General features: G+C 70.2%; 15 protein-coding genes. 5 read left to right on the top strand and 10 right to left on the bottom strand.

From position 1 onward, the window contains the following. Nucleotides 1-6: 6 nt before the first annotated feature. The 7 genes from E4M00_RS09005 to E4M00_RS08975 form a co-directional block, all read right to left on the bottom strand. Nucleotides 7-1,149: a winged helix DNA-binding domain-containing protein gene (locus E4M00_RS09005; RefSeq protein ID WP_135120158.1), complete on the bottom strand. Its 1,143-nt coding sequence runs from the start codon at nucleotides 1,147-1,149 to the stop codon at nucleotides 7-9. 4 nt (nucleotides 1,150-1,153) lie between these two features. Next, complete coding sequence (locus E4M00_RS09000; protein ID WP_135120157.1) at nucleotides 1,154-2,221, bottom strand: MDR family oxidoreductase; 1,068 nt, start codon at nucleotides 2,219-2,221, stop codon at nucleotides 1,154-1,156. A gap of 9 nt (nucleotides 2,222-2,230) precedes the next feature. Further along, nucleotides 2,231-2,719: a DUF805 domain-containing protein gene (locus tag E4M00_RS08995; protein ID WP_135120156.1), complete on the bottom strand. Its 489-nt coding sequence runs from the start codon at nucleotides 2,717-2,719 to the stop codon at nucleotides 2,231-2,233. Nucleotides 2,720-2,770: 51 nt separating this feature from the next. Beyond that, nucleotides 2,771-3,598, bottom strand: coding sequence for an ABC transporter permease (locus tag E4M00_RS08990; RefSeq protein ID WP_135120155.1), 828 nt, complete (start codon nucleotides 3,596-3,598; stop codon nucleotides 2,771-2,773). Next, nucleotides 3,595-4,629, bottom strand: coding sequence for an ABC transporter ATP-binding protein (locus E4M00_RS08985; protein WP_240036965.1), 1,035 nt, complete (start codon nucleotides 4,627-4,629; stop codon nucleotides 3,595-3,597). The genes E4M00_RS08990 and E4M00_RS08985 overlap by 4 nt, the downstream gene beginning before the upstream one ends. A 139-nt stretch (nucleotides 4,630-4,768) precedes the next feature. Then, the gene (locus tag E4M00_RS08980) at nucleotides 4,769-5,548 is read right to left on the bottom strand and encodes an isocitrate lyase/PEP mutase family protein (protein WP_135120153.1); all 780 of its coding nucleotides are present in this window, start codon (nucleotides 5,546-5,548) and stop codon (nucleotides 4,769-4,771) included. Nucleotides 5,549-5,785: 237 nt separating this feature from the next. After that, complete coding sequence (locus tag E4M00_RS08975; protein ID WP_135120152.1) at nucleotides 5,786-6,406, bottom strand: TetR/AcrR family transcriptional regulator; 621 nt, start codon at nucleotides 6,404-6,406, stop codon at nucleotides 5,786-5,788. A 151-nt stretch (nucleotides 6,407-6,557) separates the two neighbouring features. Here E4M00_RS08975 and E4M00_RS08970 point away from each other — a divergent pair, with 151 nt between their 5' ends. Then, the gene (locus E4M00_RS08970; protein WP_193555566.1) at nucleotides 6,558-8,099 is read left to right on the top strand and encodes an MFS transporter; all 1,542 of its coding nucleotides are present in this window, start codon (nucleotides 6,558-6,560) and stop codon (nucleotides 8,097-8,099) included. A 105-nt stretch (nucleotides 8,100-8,204) separates the two neighbouring features. Here E4M00_RS08970 and E4M00_RS08965 read toward each other — a convergent pair whose 3' ends face one another. Then, nucleotides 8,205-9,416 carry a cysteine desulfurase-like protein gene (locus tag E4M00_RS08965; RefSeq protein ID WP_135120150.1) on the bottom strand — a complete coding sequence of 404 codons (1,212 nt, stop codon included), beginning with the start codon at nucleotides 9,414-9,416 and terminating at the stop codon, nucleotides 8,205-8,207. A gap of 91 nt (nucleotides 9,417-9,507) precedes the next feature. Between E4M00_RS08965 and E4M00_RS08960 the strand changes: the two genes are divergently transcribed. Next, nucleotides 9,508-10,959, top strand: a complete 1,452-nt coding sequence (locus E4M00_RS08960; protein WP_135120149.1) for an LssY C-terminal domain-containing protein — start codon at nucleotides 9,508-9,510, stop codon at nucleotides 10,957-10,959. Here the strand turns inward: E4M00_RS08960 and trhO are convergent. Then, the gene (gene trhO / locus E4M00_RS08955) at nucleotides 10,929-11,846 is read right to left on the bottom strand and encodes an oxygen-dependent tRNA uridine(34) hydroxylase TrhO (protein WP_135120148.1); all 918 of its coding nucleotides are present in this window, start codon (nucleotides 11,844-11,846) and stop codon (nucleotides 10,929-10,931) included. The genes E4M00_RS08960 and trhO overlap by 31 nt on opposite strands. 204 nt (nucleotides 11,847-12,050) lie before the next feature. On the opposite strand from trhO, the gene E4M00_RS08950 reads away from it, so the two are divergent. Continuing rightward, nucleotides 12,051-12,587: a YbhB/YbcL family Raf kinase inhibitor-like protein gene (locus E4M00_RS08950; protein WP_135120147.1), complete on the top strand. Its 537-nt coding sequence runs from the start codon at nucleotides 12,051-12,053 to the stop codon at nucleotides 12,585-12,587. 77 nt (nucleotides 12,588-12,664) lie between these two features. Here the strand turns inward: E4M00_RS08950 and E4M00_RS08945 are convergent, their stop codons facing one another. Then, on the bottom strand, nucleotides 12,665-13,303 hold the full coding sequence (locus E4M00_RS08945) for a LysE family translocator (RefSeq protein ID WP_135120146.1): 639 nt from the start codon (nucleotides 13,301-13,303) through the stop codon (nucleotides 12,665-12,667). Nucleotides 13,304-13,393: 90 nt separating this feature from the next. On the opposite strand from E4M00_RS08945, the gene E4M00_RS08940 reads away from it, so the two are divergent. Beyond that, the gene (locus tag E4M00_RS08940) at nucleotides 13,394-14,653 is read left to right on the top strand and encodes an enoyl-CoA hydratase/isomerase family protein (protein ID WP_135120542.1); all 1,260 of its coding nucleotides are present in this window, start codon (nucleotides 13,394-13,396) and stop codon (nucleotides 14,651-14,653) included. A gap of 134 nt (nucleotides 14,654-14,787) precedes the next feature. Then, a complete protein-coding gene (locus E4M00_RS08935) occupies nucleotides 14,788-16,326 on the top strand; it encodes an MmgE/PrpD family protein (RefSeq protein ID WP_135120145.1) in 1,539 nt (512 codons plus the stop codon). Nucleotides 16,327-16,434: the final 108 nt, after the last annotated feature.

The raw sequence follows: 16,434 nt of genomic DNA, 5'->3' as shown, positions 1-16,434 counted from the left end.
TCGCCGTCAGGCGCTGAGCGCTGTCGGCACGCCGAGGTATCGGCCGTACTCCGCCACCGCCCTATCGATCTCGGGGCGAACGGACGCCGCCAGCGGCGTGATCGCTCGCAGTTCGACCGACGCCGAGCTCCGCGCCAGCGTGTGCTTCCACGTCGCCACGACCCGCCCGTCGAGCAGGGCTGCGTGGAGCAGCGAGTCGGGTGTGCCCGGGGCGCTGAAGTCGGGGTGCTGGATGATTCCGCGGGTCTCGAGGTAGCTCATCACGTACTCGTCGTACCCGTGCAGCAGGTCGACCCGCGGTGACGCCGGAACGGATGCAGCGGCGTCGGCACCGGCATCCGTCGGCGTCATCCAGCACTCGACGCCTTCCAGCTCGATCCGCTCCAGCGAGCCCGGCGCTCGCTCGAGTGCGACCTCGAGGCCACGGCGGCAATCGGCCTGGGTGAGTCCGCTCCATGCGCTCATGTCCTTCACGGACACCGGACCCCGGGTGGCGGCATAGCGGGAGGCCAGCGCAGCGAGGGCGTTCTCGTGGTCGTAGGAGGTGGCTCCGTCGACGAAGGTGGGCGGCACGCGCTCGTCGAAGGCGGCGTAGCTGCGCTGCTTGCCGATGGTGACCCCGCTGATGAGCACCCGTTGCAGTTCGGCGAACATCAGCGCGTAGACGAAGCCGTTGCCGTCGAGTGCGATGCCGATGGCGCTGAGGGCGGCCCGCAGTTCCCCCCGTGTGCGGTGCCGACCGTCGGCCACGGCGGCGGCGAAGGCATCGGTCACCCTCACCAGGGTCGGAGCGTCGAGGCCGGCGCGTTCGAAGTAGATGCGGCTGACGCCGAGCACGCGTTGAGCGGTGAGGGTCAGCATCCAACGGGCGTCGCCCGGCGCGAGGAAGTGCCACGTCGGTCGCATGACGTGGGTGCGCAGGATGGAGCCGAGGTCGTAGGCGACGCCCATGTCGGCCGCGTTCGGGCGATCAGCCGGCGAGATGCGCTGGGCGACCGACCACAGCGCGTACGGGAACTCCTGCGCCTGCATCGCGACGAGACCGCTCACGACCTGCTCGGGAGTGACGGGCCGCGGATCCCACAGGCCGAGCCGCAGCATCCGGAGCCTCACGGCCTCGGCTGGGCTGATCGACGGGATCGCGGTCATGGCGTCAGCTCTCCGTCTCGCCCGCTCCGTCGCGACCGCCGATGGCGACGACAGTGCGCCCGCGCGTGCGCCCGGCCAGGATGTCGTCGGCCGCGGCGAACACGTCGGCCAGCCCGATCTCCGTCGTCATGGCGTCGAGCTGACCGAGGTCGAGGTCTGTGGCCAGTCGTGCCCACGCCTGCTCGCGCAGGGGGAGAGGGGCCTCGACCGAGTTGATCCCCACGAGGCTGACCGCCCGCAGGATGAACGGCATCACCGTCGTTGGCAGGTCTGCGGATGCCGCGAGCCCGCACGCCGCCACGACTCCGCCGTACTGCACCTGCGCCAGCATGTTCGCGAGCGGAACGCCGCCCACCGAGTCGATCGCCGCCGCCCAGCGCTGCGACTGAAGGGGCTTGCCGGCTTCGGCCAGCTCGTCGCGGTCGAGCAGCTCGGCGGCCCCGAGGGAGCGGAGGTACTCGCCGTTGTCGGCCGCTCGGCCCGTGACGGCCGTGACCTCGAAGCCGGCCCGTGCCAGCAGTGAGATGGCCACCGAGCCGACGCCTCCCGACGCGCCCGTCACGAGCACGGGACCATCGGCGGGACTCACTCCGTGCCGCTCGAGCGCGAGTACGGAGAGCATGGCCGTGAAGCCCGCGGTGCCGATGGCCGCGGCCTGGCGGTCGGTCAGCGGAGCCGGTACCCGCACCAGCGATGCCCCCGGGATCACGGCTCTCTCCGTGTAACCACCGTGTCGGGTTTCGCTGAGGCCGCCGCCGTTCAGCAGCACCCGATCTCCGGCTGCCCAGCGATCGTCGGTGCTTCCGACGACAGTGCCGACGACGTCGATGCCGGCCACGATCGGGTAGTTGCGGGTGACGCCGGGCTTGCCCGCCACGGCGAGGCCGTCCTTGTAGTTGAGGCTCGAGTACGACACAGCGAGTTCGACCGTGCCGGCGGCATCCGGAGCAGCATCGCCCGTGCGCAGGTCGGTGGAGCTCAGCTCGCGCAGAGTCGAGGTGAGGCGGGGCTTGCCTGCGGCATCCGTCTCCCGATCGACGACGATGGCCCGGAACCGCTCTGCACTGCCCATCGTTCGAGCCTAGCGATCGAAGCGCACGCCGCGTGGGTCGGGCGGAAGAAGGAGGAGCACGAGCACGATGACGCCGCCGACCACCGGAATGGCGACCAGGAGCCAGAACAATCCACTGAGGTTGGCGTCATGCAGCCGGCGCCAGATGAGGGCCAGCGACGGCACCAGGGCGACGATGGCCCACAGGGTGCCGAGGACGATGGCGATGACGGAGCCGACGGTGGCCTGGGGTACCAGCGGGTTGAGGCCGGCGGGGTCCGCCGTCGGATCGACCGGGCTGCCGAAGCTCACGGCGATGGCCTGCAGGGCGAGGTTGACGATGAGGAACACGAGTGCCATCCACCAGAACTCGCTGCGGCTGGCGCTGCCGCTGAAGGTCGCGTACTTCGACCAGAATCGCGAGAAGGCGATGGGGAAGGGCGCACCGTAGTACGGGGCGCTCAGGGGGAGGTTGCTGCCGGCCGGAGGGTTCGGGGCGGAGTCGTCTGGGCTCGTCATGGGTCCTCGTCCTCGTGGGGGCGGCGGGCGTGACGCCGACGGGGTGCGCGCCTAGGTGACGTCGCGCCGCCAGCTCGAGAAGTAGCCGCCGAACGTCAGCACGGCCGCGTAAGCGAGCAGCACGATGGCGCCCTTCCACCAGTCCAGGGGATCGGTCGCGGCTCCGCCGCTCAGGGAGTAGAAGCTCACGCCCACGACGGCGTCGCTGGCGGCGCCGGGAAGGAAGCGGGCGATGCTCGCAGTGACGTCGATGAAGCTGGCGGCCAGGCGCAGCAGCGGCTCGACGAACTGGGTGAAGGCCAGAACGATGACGATGGCGGCCACCTGGCTGGTCACGAGGGTGCCGAGGCCGACGCCGATGGCTGCCCAGAGCGCCATCGCCAGGATGCCTCGGCCGGCCAGGGCCCAGGTGTCGGAATCGCCGAGGTTGGTCTCGATGCCGAAGCCGCTGAACGCGGCCGCGCCCGCAGCGAGCGTCGTGGCCCAGGCGATGAGGCCGAAGACGGCGCCGACGATGATCGCGACGACGACCTTGGCCAACAGCACGAGACCGCGACGGGGGGTGGCGAGGAAGGTGGGGGTGAGGGTCTCGTGGCGGAACTCGCCCGTCGTGGCCAGAGCGCCGAGCAGCACCGGGAAGACGTAGCCGACGGTGGTGGCGAAGCCGTAGACGAGAGGCTGCAGCTGGGCGCCGGTCGGCAGGCCGCGCCCGCCGCCGCCGGTCTGGTCGGGGTTCTGGCTGAGCCAGCCGAACAGCGCGGCGAGTCCGCCGGCTGTCGCGCCGACGTAGACGACCATCACGATGGCGAGGATCCACCAGATGCGGGTGGTGAGGATCTTGAGGAACTCGGAGCCGATGGAGCGGAACAGGGCCGTCATCGCTGGTCCTCCCCGTCGTGATCGGCATGGCGGCCCGGACTCTCACCGGCAGGGGCCTCGGGGGCCGGCGGCTCGGTGGATACTGCCGCGTCGACGGATGCTGCCGGCTCTGCGGTCGCGTCGGCTGCGGCATCCGTCACCCGCGTGGTCTCGGTCGAGCCGCCGACGACCTCGCCGCCGTCGACCAGGGTGAGGAAGGACTCCTCGAGACCGGCCTTCTGGCGCTGCAGCATCGAGATCTCGACGCCGTTGACGAAGGCGAGGTGGCCGATGCGACCCGGGTCGCCCTCGGCCACGAGCAGGCCGGTGCGACCGGTGCTGAACTCGAATCCCTCGGCCGTGAGCACCTCGCCCAGCCTGGTGCGGTCGGGGGAGTCGACCACGACGTGCGGCGCCACCTCGGTGTCGAGGGTGGCGAGGGTGCCGCGATGCACGAGGCGGCCCTTGGCGATGATGACGACCTCGTCGACGCTCTGCTGCACCTCGCTCAGCAGGTGCGAGCTCACGAGAACCGTGCGCCCTTCTGCGGCGAGCTCGCGGAGGAACAGGCGGATCCACTTGATGCCCTCGGGATCGAGGCCGTTGATGGGCTCGTCGAGCACGAGCACTCCGGGGTCGCCCAGAAGCGTGTAGGCGAGGCCGAGGCGCTGGCGCATGCCGAGCGAGTAGCCGCCGACGCGCCGCTTGGCGTACTCGCCGAGGCCGACGCGGCGAAGCACCTCGTCGACGCGGCTCGTGGGGAGACCGGCAGCGGCAGCGTAGACGCGCAGGTGGTTGTGGGCCGTGCGGCCGGGGTGGAAGCTCGCGGCCTCGAGGGCGGCACCGACCGTGGTGAGCGGATTCGCGAGGTCGCGATAGGCGGTGCCCCCGAAGGTCGCCGTGCCCGACGTGGGCCGCACGAGTCCGAGCAGCATCCGGAGGCTGGTGGTCTTGCCGGCACCGTTGGGGCCGAGGAAACCGGTGACGCGGCCGGGTTCGACCGTGAAGGAGAGATCGGCGACAGCCGTGACCGCGCCGAAGCGCTTGGTCACGCCGGAGAATTCGATGGGCACACCCGTGGGCATTGCGGGCCTTTCGTCGACTGCAGGTTCAGCGTATCGGCGTGGGCGGGCATTTTCCCCGCCCACGCCGCAAAAAGCCCGCAATCAGGCGGATGCAGCCGAGATTTCCTCAGTTCAGCGGACGCAGGTCGGTCGGCAGGACGCCGCCGTCGTAGAGCGTGCTGGCGAGGTCCTGCAGCCCGCCGAGCACGGCGCGCTGGGTGTACGGGCCGTACGAGATGCGAGCGACCCCGAGCTCGGCCAGCCGTGCGGGGGTGGGCAGCTCGCCCAGTCCGATCACGCTGAGGCGACGCTCGCCGAGGCCGGCCACGAGCTGGCGCACGACGTCCTCGCCGAAGTTGCCGGGAACGAAGACGCAGGTGGCACCCTCGTCGAGGTAGGCGCGGCCGCGCTCGATCGCGTCGGCGATGTTCTCGTCGAGCGATCGGTGGCCGCCGCGCAGGAACGCATCGGTGCGGGCGTTGAGGGCGAAGGGCACGCCGGCGTCGTCGCCGGCCTTCACGGCTGCGGCGACGGCTGCTGCGGCATCCGTCAGCGGCTTCAGCTCGTCTTCGAGGTTGGCTCCCGCGACGCCGAGGTCGATCGCGCGGCGCATGGTGTCGCCGGCGTCGCCGTAGCCCGCTTCGAGGTCTGCCGTGACGGGCACGTCGACGGATGCCGCGATGCGACCGACCATGTCGAGCATGAGGTCGCGGGGGATGACCTCGCCGTCGGGGTAGCCGAAGGTGGCGGCGATGGAGTGGCTGGCGGTGGCCAGAGCGCGGGTCTGGGGGAGTGCTGCCACAGCGCGGGCACCCACGACGTCCCAGACGTTGACGACGGTCAGGAGTTCGGGGGCTTCGTGCAGGCGGCGGAGTTCAGCGGCTTTCAGGGCGGTGTTCGAGGTCATGATTCCAGCGTATGGCGGCCCGTCGGATCACTCTGGCGGGGATCGGACACGACCGCATCCGCCCGCAGAGCGACGCGAGCGACGCGAGCGCCGGCACCCGCCCGCAGAGCGACGGGAGCGAAGCGAGCGCCGCGAAGCGTGGGACGCCGCGCCCACCCCTCGGCTTCGGCGCATCCGCTGCGCGTCTGTGCCTCTGCCAGCGGGGGAGGCCTCAGCGAGCGGGAGAGGTGGGAGCTCCTACGGAGCCTTCAGCCCGACGGCCGGGAGGATGACGCCGTCGATGAGGGCGAGCAGGAACTCGCGGTCGACGGGCTTCTGCTCGATGAGAACCCGATACGAGGCCATCGATGGACTGAGCAGTGCGAGCGTCTCGACGTCGCAGTCCGCCGCGATCTCCCCGCGCTCGATCGCGCGCCGCAGGAAGGTCCTGTTGACCGAGACCCTGGGCTCGACGATCGCCGCGTTCACGGCCTCGGCCAGGCCGGGGTCGCGCGAGATCATCGACACCAGGCCGGCCATGATCTGCAGCTTCTTCTCCGCGTCCTCGATGGAGCGCGGCTTGATCATGGCGACCAGGTCTCCACGCAGGGTCCCGGTGTCGGGCAGGTGATCCACGTCGAGGTCGGTGCGCTTCATGCAGGCCACGGCGTCGACGACGAGTTCGGCCTTCGACGACCAGCGCCGGTAGACGGTCGCCTTGCCCGCCTTCGCCCGGGCGGCCACCATGTCGATCGTCATGCCGTCGTAGCCCGTCTCGGCGAGCACGTCGAGGGCGGCGTCCAGGATCTCGGGGTCGCGGGTGTGGTCGCGCTTGCGCCCGAGCTTGGTCGGGGCGGTGGGTTCGTCGAGCTGCGTCATTGCGGCTGTGACCCCTTTCCTCGCGTGTGCGATGGCTCCGTCCTGCGCTGCGGTGACCGCGTCCGCCCGTCGGTGACAGCAATGTTACCCGGAGGTAAATTCAGGAACGGTTTAGATCCGAAACTCTACAGTACCGCATATAGTGTCCTTCATGTCTTCGAATACCTCAGCTCCCGCGACGGCTCCCTCCGTCGCGTCGGGTGCCGCATCCGGTGCCCCAGACCACTCGTCCCGCCGCTGGTGGACGCTGTCGGTCGTCGCCCTCGCCCAGCTCATGGTCGTGCTCGACTCGACCGTGGTGAACATCGCGCTTCCCGCCGCCCAGGCCGACCTCGGCTTCTCCGACGCCGACCGCCAGTGGGTCATCACCGCCTACTCCCTCGCCTTCGGCAGCCTGCTGCTGCTCGGCGGCCGTCTCTCCGACCTGATGGGTCGCAAGCGCACCTTCATCATCGGCCTGATCGGCTTCGCCGTCGCCTCGGCACTCGGTGGCGCAGCCGACACCTTCGGCCTGCTTGTCGGCGCCCGCGCCCTGCAGGGAGCCTTCGGTGCGCTGCTCGCGCCGACAGCCCTCGCCGTGCTCACGACGACCTTCACCATCCCGAAGGAGCGCGCTCGCGCCTTCGGTGTCTTCGGCGCGATCGCCGGTGCCGGTGGAGCCGTCGGCCTGCTGCTCGGAGGCGTGCTCACCGAGAACTTCAACTGGCGCTGGAACCTGTACATCAACGTGTTCATCGCCATCATCGCCGTGATCGGCGCCATGATCTTCGTCGTCAACGCGAAGCGCGTCGGCCCACGACCGAAGCTCGACGTTCCGGGAACCATCCTCGTCTCGGCGGCGCTGTTCTCCCTGGTCTACGGCTTCTCCAACGCCGAGTCCGACGGCTGGGACTCGCCGCTCACGTGGGGCTACCTGGCAGCATCCGCGATTCTGCTGGTCGTCTTCGTGCTCTGGCAGATGCGCGCGAAGCACCCGCTGCTGCCACTGTCGATCGTGCTCGACCGCAACCGCGGCGCCGCGTACAGCTCGGTGCTCATCGCCGGCGCCGGCATGTTCGGCATCTTCCTGTTCGTGACCTACTACCTGCAGGCGTCGCTGGGCTACTCGCCCATCCAGACCGGGCTGTCGTTCCTGCCGATGATCGCGATGCTGGTGCTGGCCGCCCAGCTCTCCACCAACATCTTCGTGCCGCGCTTCGGGCCGAAGATCATGGTGCCGTTCGGCATGGCGCTCGGCGCCATCGGTATGGTCTACCTCACGCACCTCGGCCTCGACAGCACCTACGCGGCCGACGTGCTGCCGCCGCTGCTGATCCTCGGGTTCGCCATGGGATCGATCATGCCGGCCTCGATGCAGACGGCCACCCTCGGTGTCGACCGCGAGTTCGCCGGTGTGGCCTCGGCCATGGTGAACACCAGCCAGCAGGTCGGTGGATCGATCGGCACGGCGCTGCTGAACACGCTGGCGGCCACGGCTGCTGCCGACTACCTCGCCGCCCACCTGCCGACGACGGCTTCGGTCGCGGCTGAGGCCGCCGTGCACAGCTACGCCGTGGCGTACTGGTGGGGCGCCGGGTTCTTCGCCTTCGGCGCCATCCTCTCGGCCCTGCTGTTCAAGCGTCGCGCGCACTCGGCGCTGTCGTCGAACCACACGCCTGTGGCAACGGATGCGGAGCCTGTGCTGGCGCACTGAGTCGCCGCTCGGTGAGGGCCGGACGAAGTCCGCGCCCGAAGCGCACCCGCTGGCACGTGCGCTACGGGCGGTCGCTCCGCTCGGCCCTCACCGGGCAGGCGCGGGTCAGGCCAGCAGCTCGCGCAGCGCCTCGAGCAGCCGATCGATCTCATCCTCGGTCGTGTACGGCGCCAGGCCGATGCGCAGCCCGCCGGCGTCGCCCAGGCCCAGGAGCCGGCTGGCCTCGAGGGCGTAGAAGTTGCTGGCGGGCGCCAGGATGCCGCGCTCGTTCAGTGCGCGGTAGAGCGCGGATGCCGCACGCTCGTCCGTCGGGTCATCCGCCGTGATGAGCACGGTCGGGGTGCGGTGCTGCGCACGCGACCACACCGTGACCGGCAACGCCGCGAGTCCGGCCTCGAGCCGCTCGAGCAGCGCCGACTCGTGCCGCTCGAGGACCGCGAACGATGCCGCCAAGCGCTCGCGACGGGTGCCGGCTGCATCGGTGTCGAGCGAGGCGAGCACGTCGACGGCCTCCGTGACGCCCGCCATGATCTCGTAGGGCAGAGTTCCGAACTCGAATCGCTCGGGAACGGCATCCGTCGACGGCAACAGCTTGTCGTTCTCGAGGGAGCCGAGGAGCTCGGGCGACGCGGCCAGCACTCCGCAGTGCGGGCCGAGGAACTTGTACGGCGAGCACATGAGGAAGTCGGCACCCCAGGCGTCGAGGTCGACGAGCTCATGGGCGGCATAGTGCACCGCATCGACGAAGAGCAGGGCGCCTGCCGCGTGCACCCGCTCGGCGATGGCCGTGATGTCGGGCATGGTGCCGATGAGGTTGGAGGCGGCAGTCACGGCGACGAGTCGCGTGCTGTCGCTGAGGACGGCGGCGATCGCATCCGTCGACAGCTCGCTCGTCTCCACGTCGAAGTCGACCCAGCGCACCGTCGCACCGGCGCGCTCGGCCGCCTGGACCCAGGGCCGAACGTTGGAGTCGTGGTCGAGGCGGGTGACCACGACCTCGTCGCCGGGCCCCCAGCCCTGCGCGAGGGTGCGCGAGAAGTCGTAGCAGAGGGCTGTAGCGCTGCGTCCGTAGACGATGCCGCGCGGGTCGGCTCCGAGAAGGTCGGCGCAGGCCTGTCGGAACGCCAGCACCACCGCATCCGCGATGCGCTCGGAATCACCGACCACCCCGCGATTCGACAGGGGGCCGGTGAGGGTCCTGGCGATGGCCTCTCCGACGGATGCCGGAGTCTGCGTGCCGCCCGGACCCTCGAAGTGCGCCACCCCGTCGTCGAGGGCAGGGAAGAGTGAACGGATGCGATCGACGTCGTAGGCCATGCGAATCAGCCTAGGAGTCGCGGCGCTCCATCGGGCTTCGGGCGGGCGCTTCGCTCGGCCCTCGGCGAGCGGGTGGGAATAGCATGACGCCATGTCCACCGAGACCGTGGTCGAGCCGCGAACAGCCGCCGGAGGGCGTCGGCGATTCTCGGTGAGCTCGATGCTCGACGGGTTCTTCTTCATCTTCGCGGCGCTCGCCGCCATCTGGCTGGCCACGATCGTGTTCGGCGAGAGCTTCCAGTGGCGATGGTCGTCGCTGCTGTACTTCATCGTGTTCTGGGTGCTTCTGGCCTACCTCGTGCTGCCGCGGCTGCATCGCATCCTCACGACCATCTACGTGCCCGACTACTTCATCGGCCGCGCCCGCACCAGTGACGGACTTCTGGGCGACCCGGTGAACCTCGCCCTGCTCGGCAGTGAGGACGAGGTGCACGCCGCACTCGTCGCCGCCGGCTGGACCCGAGCCGACGACGTGACGGCCGGATCGAGCCTGCGCATCATCTCGTCGACGATCACCCGGCGCTCCTACGACGAGGCCCCGGTGAGCCCGCTGTTCCTGTTCGGGCGCCAGCAGGACTTCGCCTACCAGCAGGAGGTCGCGGGCAACCCGGCCAAGCGCCACCACGTGAGGTTCTGGCGCTGCCCCGACGACTGGCTGCTGCCGGGCGGGCGTCGCGTGGAGTGGCTCGCCGCGGGCACCTTCGACCGTGCCGTCGGTCTCTCGTTGTTCACCCTGCAGATCACGCACAAGATCGACGCCGACACCGACATCGAGCGCGACCACATCATCGCCTCCATCACCGAGGCGGTTCCGGGCACGCGCCTCGACGTCATCCGCGACTTCTCGACCGGCTACCACTCCCGGAACGGCGGCGGCGACTCGATCACCACGGATGGCGACATGCCGATCGTCGACCTGCGAACCGACAGCAGGGACCCGGATGCCGGTCCGGCGGCATCCGCAGTCCGCATGCCGAGGCAGGGGCAGCCGGCCTCCCCGGCGCTCCCCGGCGAGAAGCGCGCCGCCTTCGAGAGCTCGCTCGACCTCGCGCGCCCGGTGGCCGCAGCGCCCACGGCGAAACGCCCGTCGACCATCACGATGGGCGCTGTGCTCATCGTGCTGCGCGTCATCGGCGGATCGGCCTGGCTGGTGCAGCTGGCGACGGAGTGGGACGGCATCGTGAACGACGTGACCGTCGACGTCGACGGGGTCGGCCCGGCCGAGGTCCCCGGAATCGAGCACCTGCTGCTCTGGGTCATCGTGGGCATCGGCGTCCTGGTGCTCATCGTCGAACTGAGCGTGGTGCTCCTGGTCTACCGGGGCGTGAACTGGGCCCGGATGCTCGTGCTCGTCTTCGCGACCCTCGGCATCGTCGTCGCCGCCGTCGACGTGGCCGCCGGCGGAGAGGGGATCACCCTGCGCACGACTCTGATCACGTTGTCGCTCGACATCCTCGTGCTGCTGGCCTTGTCGAGCCGATCGGCCCGGGCGTACTCGCGTCGTGAGCGCGATCAGCGGGAAGGTGCGGCTGCCGCCGCGTGAGCCACGCAGTACACCGGGGCGACTGCGGCGCAGCCCTCGCACACCACGAGCTGCTCGCGGCAGGACAGGTCGGTGCAGTTCTGCATCCGTTTCGTCGCCGTTCCATCGACCACGCAGTGACCGATCACGGCGGCGTGGTCGCTGAAGTCGATCGATCCGCGCTTGTCGAAGACGTAGAGCGAGCCCTCCCAGAGGCCGTCGTCGCCGCGGGCCTCGCCGTAGCGGGCGATGCCGCCGTCGAGTTGGTAGACCTCGCCGAAACCGCGGCTCACCATGAGGCTGGAGAGCACCTCGCAGCGGATGCCGCCGGTGCAGTAGGTGACGACCGGTCGGCCCTTGAGGTCGTCGTACTTGCCGCTGTCGAGTTCGGCGACGAAGTCGTGGGTGGTGGCGACATCCGGAACCACGGCATTCGCGAAGTGACCGATCGCGGCCTCGAAGGCGTTGCGTCCGTCGAAGAAGACCACGTCGTCTCCACGCTCTGCGACGAGGGCGTCGAGGGCATCGGGGTCGATGTGTGTCCCGCCCCCGACGACGCCGTGCTCGTCGACCCGCAGTTCGCCGGGGGCGCCGAACGAGACCAGCTCGTCGCGCACCTTCACGCTGAGCTTGGGGAAGTCGATGCTGAGGCCGTCGTCGTCGAGCCCGCGCCCCTCACTCCACTTCACGTCGAGGTGCTTGAAGGCGGGGTAGTCGCGTGTCTTCCGCAGGTAGCGCTTGACGGCCGTGATCTCGCCGCCGATCGTGCCGTTGATGCCGTCCTTCGAGAGGATGATGCGCCCGCGGAGGCCCAGCAGTTCGGCCAGGTCGCGCTGCCAGAGGCGCACGGCGTCGGGGTCGGCCAAGGGCGTGAAGGCGTAGAAGAGCAGGATCTTGGCGGTGGCCATCCGTCCATTCTGCCGCGTCGCGTGCGGCGGGCCTGTGCGTTGGCCCTGCGTTCGCCTGTGCGATCGGTGCACGTCGCGTGTGCATCCGGCGGAGACGCGGGGCAAGCCCTTGCGGGCCGCCGGATGCGGTGGTTGCGTTGCGAGTGCGGCATCCGGTCGGCGATCGGCTCGTCCGGGACCTCACGGCCGCGTCGAAGGAGACCGATGTTCAACTACGACCCGTACGCCGAGCTCGCGAAGCTGCGCGACTTCGCACCGCTCACCCTCACCAGCGACGACCTCGCACCAGGGGCGGCGCTCGCCAAGGAGCAGTGGGACCAGGGGATGGGCGGATCCGACCTGTCTCCGCAGCTGTCGTGGAGCGGCGCTCCCGCCGAGACGCAGAGCTACGCCGTGTCGATCTTCGATCCGGATGCGCCGACGGGCTCCGGCTTCTGGCACTGGGCGGTGTACGACATCCCGGCATCCGTCACCTCACTGGCGACGGGAGCGGGCTCACCCGGCAGCGCGGACCTGCCGGCCGGCGCGATCACGCTCCCGAACGAGAAGCGGCTCACCTCGTACAGCGGCGCGGCGCCACCTCCGGCAACCGGCACGCACCGCTACTTCATCGTCGTGACGGCGCTCGACGTCCCGCACCTCGACATCCCCGACGGTGCGACCCCGGCCGTTCTCGGCTTCAACGCGCACTTCCACGCCGTGGCCCGCGGCATCCTGGTGGGGACCGCCTCGAGCGACTGAGGGTACGCCGCTGGCGAGGACTGCTCATCCACGTGCGCTTCGGCCCGCTCGCGTGCCTCTGCGGGCGGGGTGCGCGCCTAGTGCTTGTTGCCACTCAACGCCAGCACGCCGCCGAGACCGATCATCATGACGCCGCCCGTCGCCGAGAGAGTCGAGATGCGCTTCGGCGACCTCGCGAACCAGTCCCGTGCGGTGCCGGCCGCGAGGGCCCAGATGCTGTCGCAGCAGAGTGCCAGCACCACGAAGACGGCACCGAGTTCGGCCATCTGCACGGGGACGAAGCCCTGCGAGTAATCGACGAACTGCGGCAGCACGGCCACGAAGAACGCGATGGTCTTGGGGTTCGTCACGCCGACGACGAAGCCCTCACCCAGCAGGCGCCACGACGAGCGTGGTGCGACCGCGCCGGTGGCGGCAGCGGCAGCGTCATGGCGGTGCCGAATCGCCTGCACCCCGAGGTAGACGAGGTAGGCGGCGCCGGCCAGTTTCACGACGGTGAAGATGACGACGGACTGCGCGACGAGCGCGCCGACGCCGAGGGCGACGGCAGCCACGAGGGGCAGCATCCCGAGGGCATTGCCGACGACGCTGAGGAATCCGCCGAGCTTGCCGAGCGCGAGCGACCGGCCGATGACGAACAACACGCTCGGCCCCGGAATCACGATGAGCACCACGGATGCCAGCACGAAGGCGAGCAGGTTCGAGGCGGGAATCACCCGTCGATCGTAGCGCCGGTGTTCGCGCGCAACGTCCCGAGACGATGCCTTCACACGGAGGGGTGGCCTAGCGTGGCATCCGTGACCGACATGACGAGCCAGACGCCGGATGCCGCCTCGGATGCCGCCCCAGACGCATCCGTACCCGGGCAGTCCGGGCACCCGGGGCACCCCGCGCACCTCGCTGCTCCCGCGCCGTCCGCCGACGCCGCAGCGCCTCCGCACGCAGCGCCTCCGCACGCAGCGCCTCCGCACGCAGCACCTCCGCACGCAGCACCTCCGCATGCCGCGCCGGCGCACGTCGCCGAACCCGAGGTGCTCGCCTCCATCACCGACGGCGTCGGCCGCATCACCCTCAACCGGCCGCGAGCCCTCAACGCCCTGAGCTACGCGATGGTCGGCGTCATCACCGGCCACCTCGAGGCCTGGCGGGACGATGCCGAGGTCGCTCTCGTCGTGCTCGACGGAGCCGGAGACCGCGGATTCTGCGCCGGCGGCGACATCCGCGCACTCTGGGAGAACGCGACAGCGGGCAGCAACGCCGACTCGCGCACCTTCTTCCGCGAGGAGTACCGCCTCAACGCGCTCATCGCTCGCTACCCGAAGCCCGTGGTCGCGCTGATGGACGGAATCACCATGGGCGGCGGCATCGGACTCGCCGGTCACGCGTCCATCCGCATCGTCACCGAGCGCTCGAAGCTCGCGATGCCCGAGACCCGCATCGGCTTCAGCCCCGACGTCGGTGGCACGTGGCTGCTCGGCCGGGCTCCGGGCGAGCTCGGCACCTTCCTCGGCCTGAACGCGGCCACCATGGACGCCGCCGATGCCATCGCCGCCGGATTCGCCGACTACCTGGTGCCGAGCGCGTCGCTCCCGCACCTGCTGCAGGCGTTGCAGGAGCGGGCGGATCCGGGTTCGCCGCCCGAGATCGTGCTGCTCTTCGACGAGACGCCCGAGGCATCAGAGCTCGAGGCCCAGCGCGCCTGGATCGACGCCTGCTACTCCGCACCGACCGTGGCCGGCATCATCGAGCGCCTACGCGATCGCCCGGAGCCCGAGGCCGCGCGCGCCGCCGCCGAACTCGCCACCCTCTCACCGACGGGGCTCACGGCCACCCTCGCGGGCATCCGGTCCGCGCGCGCCGCGTCGACGCTCGAGCAGGCACTCGAGAGCGAATACCGCGCCGTGGCCTGGCTCATCGAGCAGTCCGACCTGCGCGAGGGCATCCGCGCCCAGGTCGTCGACAAGGACCGCGCGCCGCGCTGGAATCCGGCGACTCTCGCCGACATCGACACGGATGCCGTCCTCGCCGCCATCGCGCGGGAGCCGGACGAGCCGCTCTGGGGTTGAGTGGCGCCGGGTCCCTCGGCCCTGTCGCGCGGGGATGACCGGGGAGAGGATGCCTCAGATGCGGCATCCGTCAACCCCCCGACTGAAACCGCTCCCGGATATGCCGCTGACGGCTTGTCGGATACCGTGGGAGCGTGAAGAACCATGAACTCCGCGTGCACCGTAGCGACGAGAACCTGACCACTGACGGTCAACTCGCCTGGCAGCTGGCCGGAGTCGCCGTAGATTCCGTGGCTGTGACAGACGAGGTCACCGAAATGGTGATCAACCGCGTGATCGACAACGCCGCCGTCGCCGTCGCTTCGCTCACCCGCGCTCCCGTCACCAGCGCCCGCAGCCAGGCCCTCGCGCATCCGGTCTCCGTCGGAGGGCAGGGATCCACGGTCTTCGGTGTCACAGCAGGCCGCCGCACCTCGCCGGAGTGGGCTGCGTGGGCCAACGGCGTCGCCGTGCGCGAGCTCGACTACCACGACACCTTCCTCGCGGCCGAGTACTCGCACCCGGGTGACAACATCCCGCCGATCGTCGCCGTCGCCCAGCACCTGGCCTCGGCACGCGGCCTGACCGGCGCCGACGTCGTGCGCGGCATCGCCACGGGCTACGAACTGCAGATCGACCTGGCCAAGGCCATCAGCCTGCACCAGTTCAAGATCGACCACGTCGCCCACCTCGGCCCGTCGGCCGCGGCCGGCATCGGCACCCTGTTGGGGCTCGACCAGGAGACGATCTACCAGGCCATCGGCCAGGCGCTGCACACCACGACGGCCACGCGGCAGTCGCGCAAGGGCGCCATCTCCACCTGGAAAGCGCACGCCCCGGCGTTCGCCGGCAAGATGGCGGTCGAGGCCGTCGACCGCGCGATGCGCGGCGAGACCAGCCCCTCTCCGATCTACGAGGGCGAGGACGGCGTGATCGCCTGGCTGCTCGGCGGAACGGATGCCCGCTACTCGGTCGAGATCCCCGAGGAGGGCGAGGCCAAGCGCGCCATCCTCGACAGCTACACGAAGGAGCACTCGGCCGAGTACCAGGCACAGGCCTGGATCGACCTGGCGCGCAGGCTGCACAACGAGTACCCGCTGCTGCTCGACGACGTCGAGAGCATCGAGCGCATCGTCATCCACACCTCGCACCACACGCACTACGTGATCGGCTCGGGTGCGAACGACCCGCAGAAGTATGACCCCTCGGCGTCGCGCGAGACCCTCGATCACTCGATCCCGTACATCTTCGCGGTGGCCCTGCAGGACGGCACGTGGCACCACGTCGACTCCTACTCGCCCGCGCGGGCCAACCGCGCGGACACCGTCGCACTGTGGAACAAGATCACCACCGTCGAGGACGAGGAGTGGACCCGCCGCTACCACTCGCTCGACATGAACGAGAAGGCCTTCGGCGGTCGCGTCGAGATCGTGCTGTCCGACGGCAACACGATCACCGATGAGATCGCGGTGGCGGATGCGCACCCGCTGGGGGCACGTCCGTTCGGTCGGGCCGAGTACGTGCAGAAGTTCCGCACGCTCGCCGACTTCGTGCTCGAGGAGGCCGAGATCGCGCGCTTCCTGGCGCTGGTGGAGCGTCTGCCCGAGCTGACGCCCGACGAGCTCGTCGGGCTCACCGTGACGGCGGCCCCGGGAGTGCTGGCGTCAGTCGAGAGCCCGCAGGGTCTGTTCTAGTTCCTCCACCCCCGGCCCCCCTCGGCCGAATCGCCCCCAGTGGTCGCTATTCGGCCGTCGTGACGGCCGTTCGCGACAGATGTGGGCGACTCGGTGTGGGCGGGGCGG

The sequence above is a fragment of the Orlajensenia leifsoniae genome, assembly GCF_004570845.1.
Lineage (GTDB): Bacteria > Actinomycetota > Actinomycetes > Actinomycetales > Microbacteriaceae > Orlajensenia > Orlajensenia leifsoniae.
The sequence above is the reverse complement of the archived record's forward strand: the minus strand, read 5'-3'. Positions and strand labels throughout refer to the sequence as shown.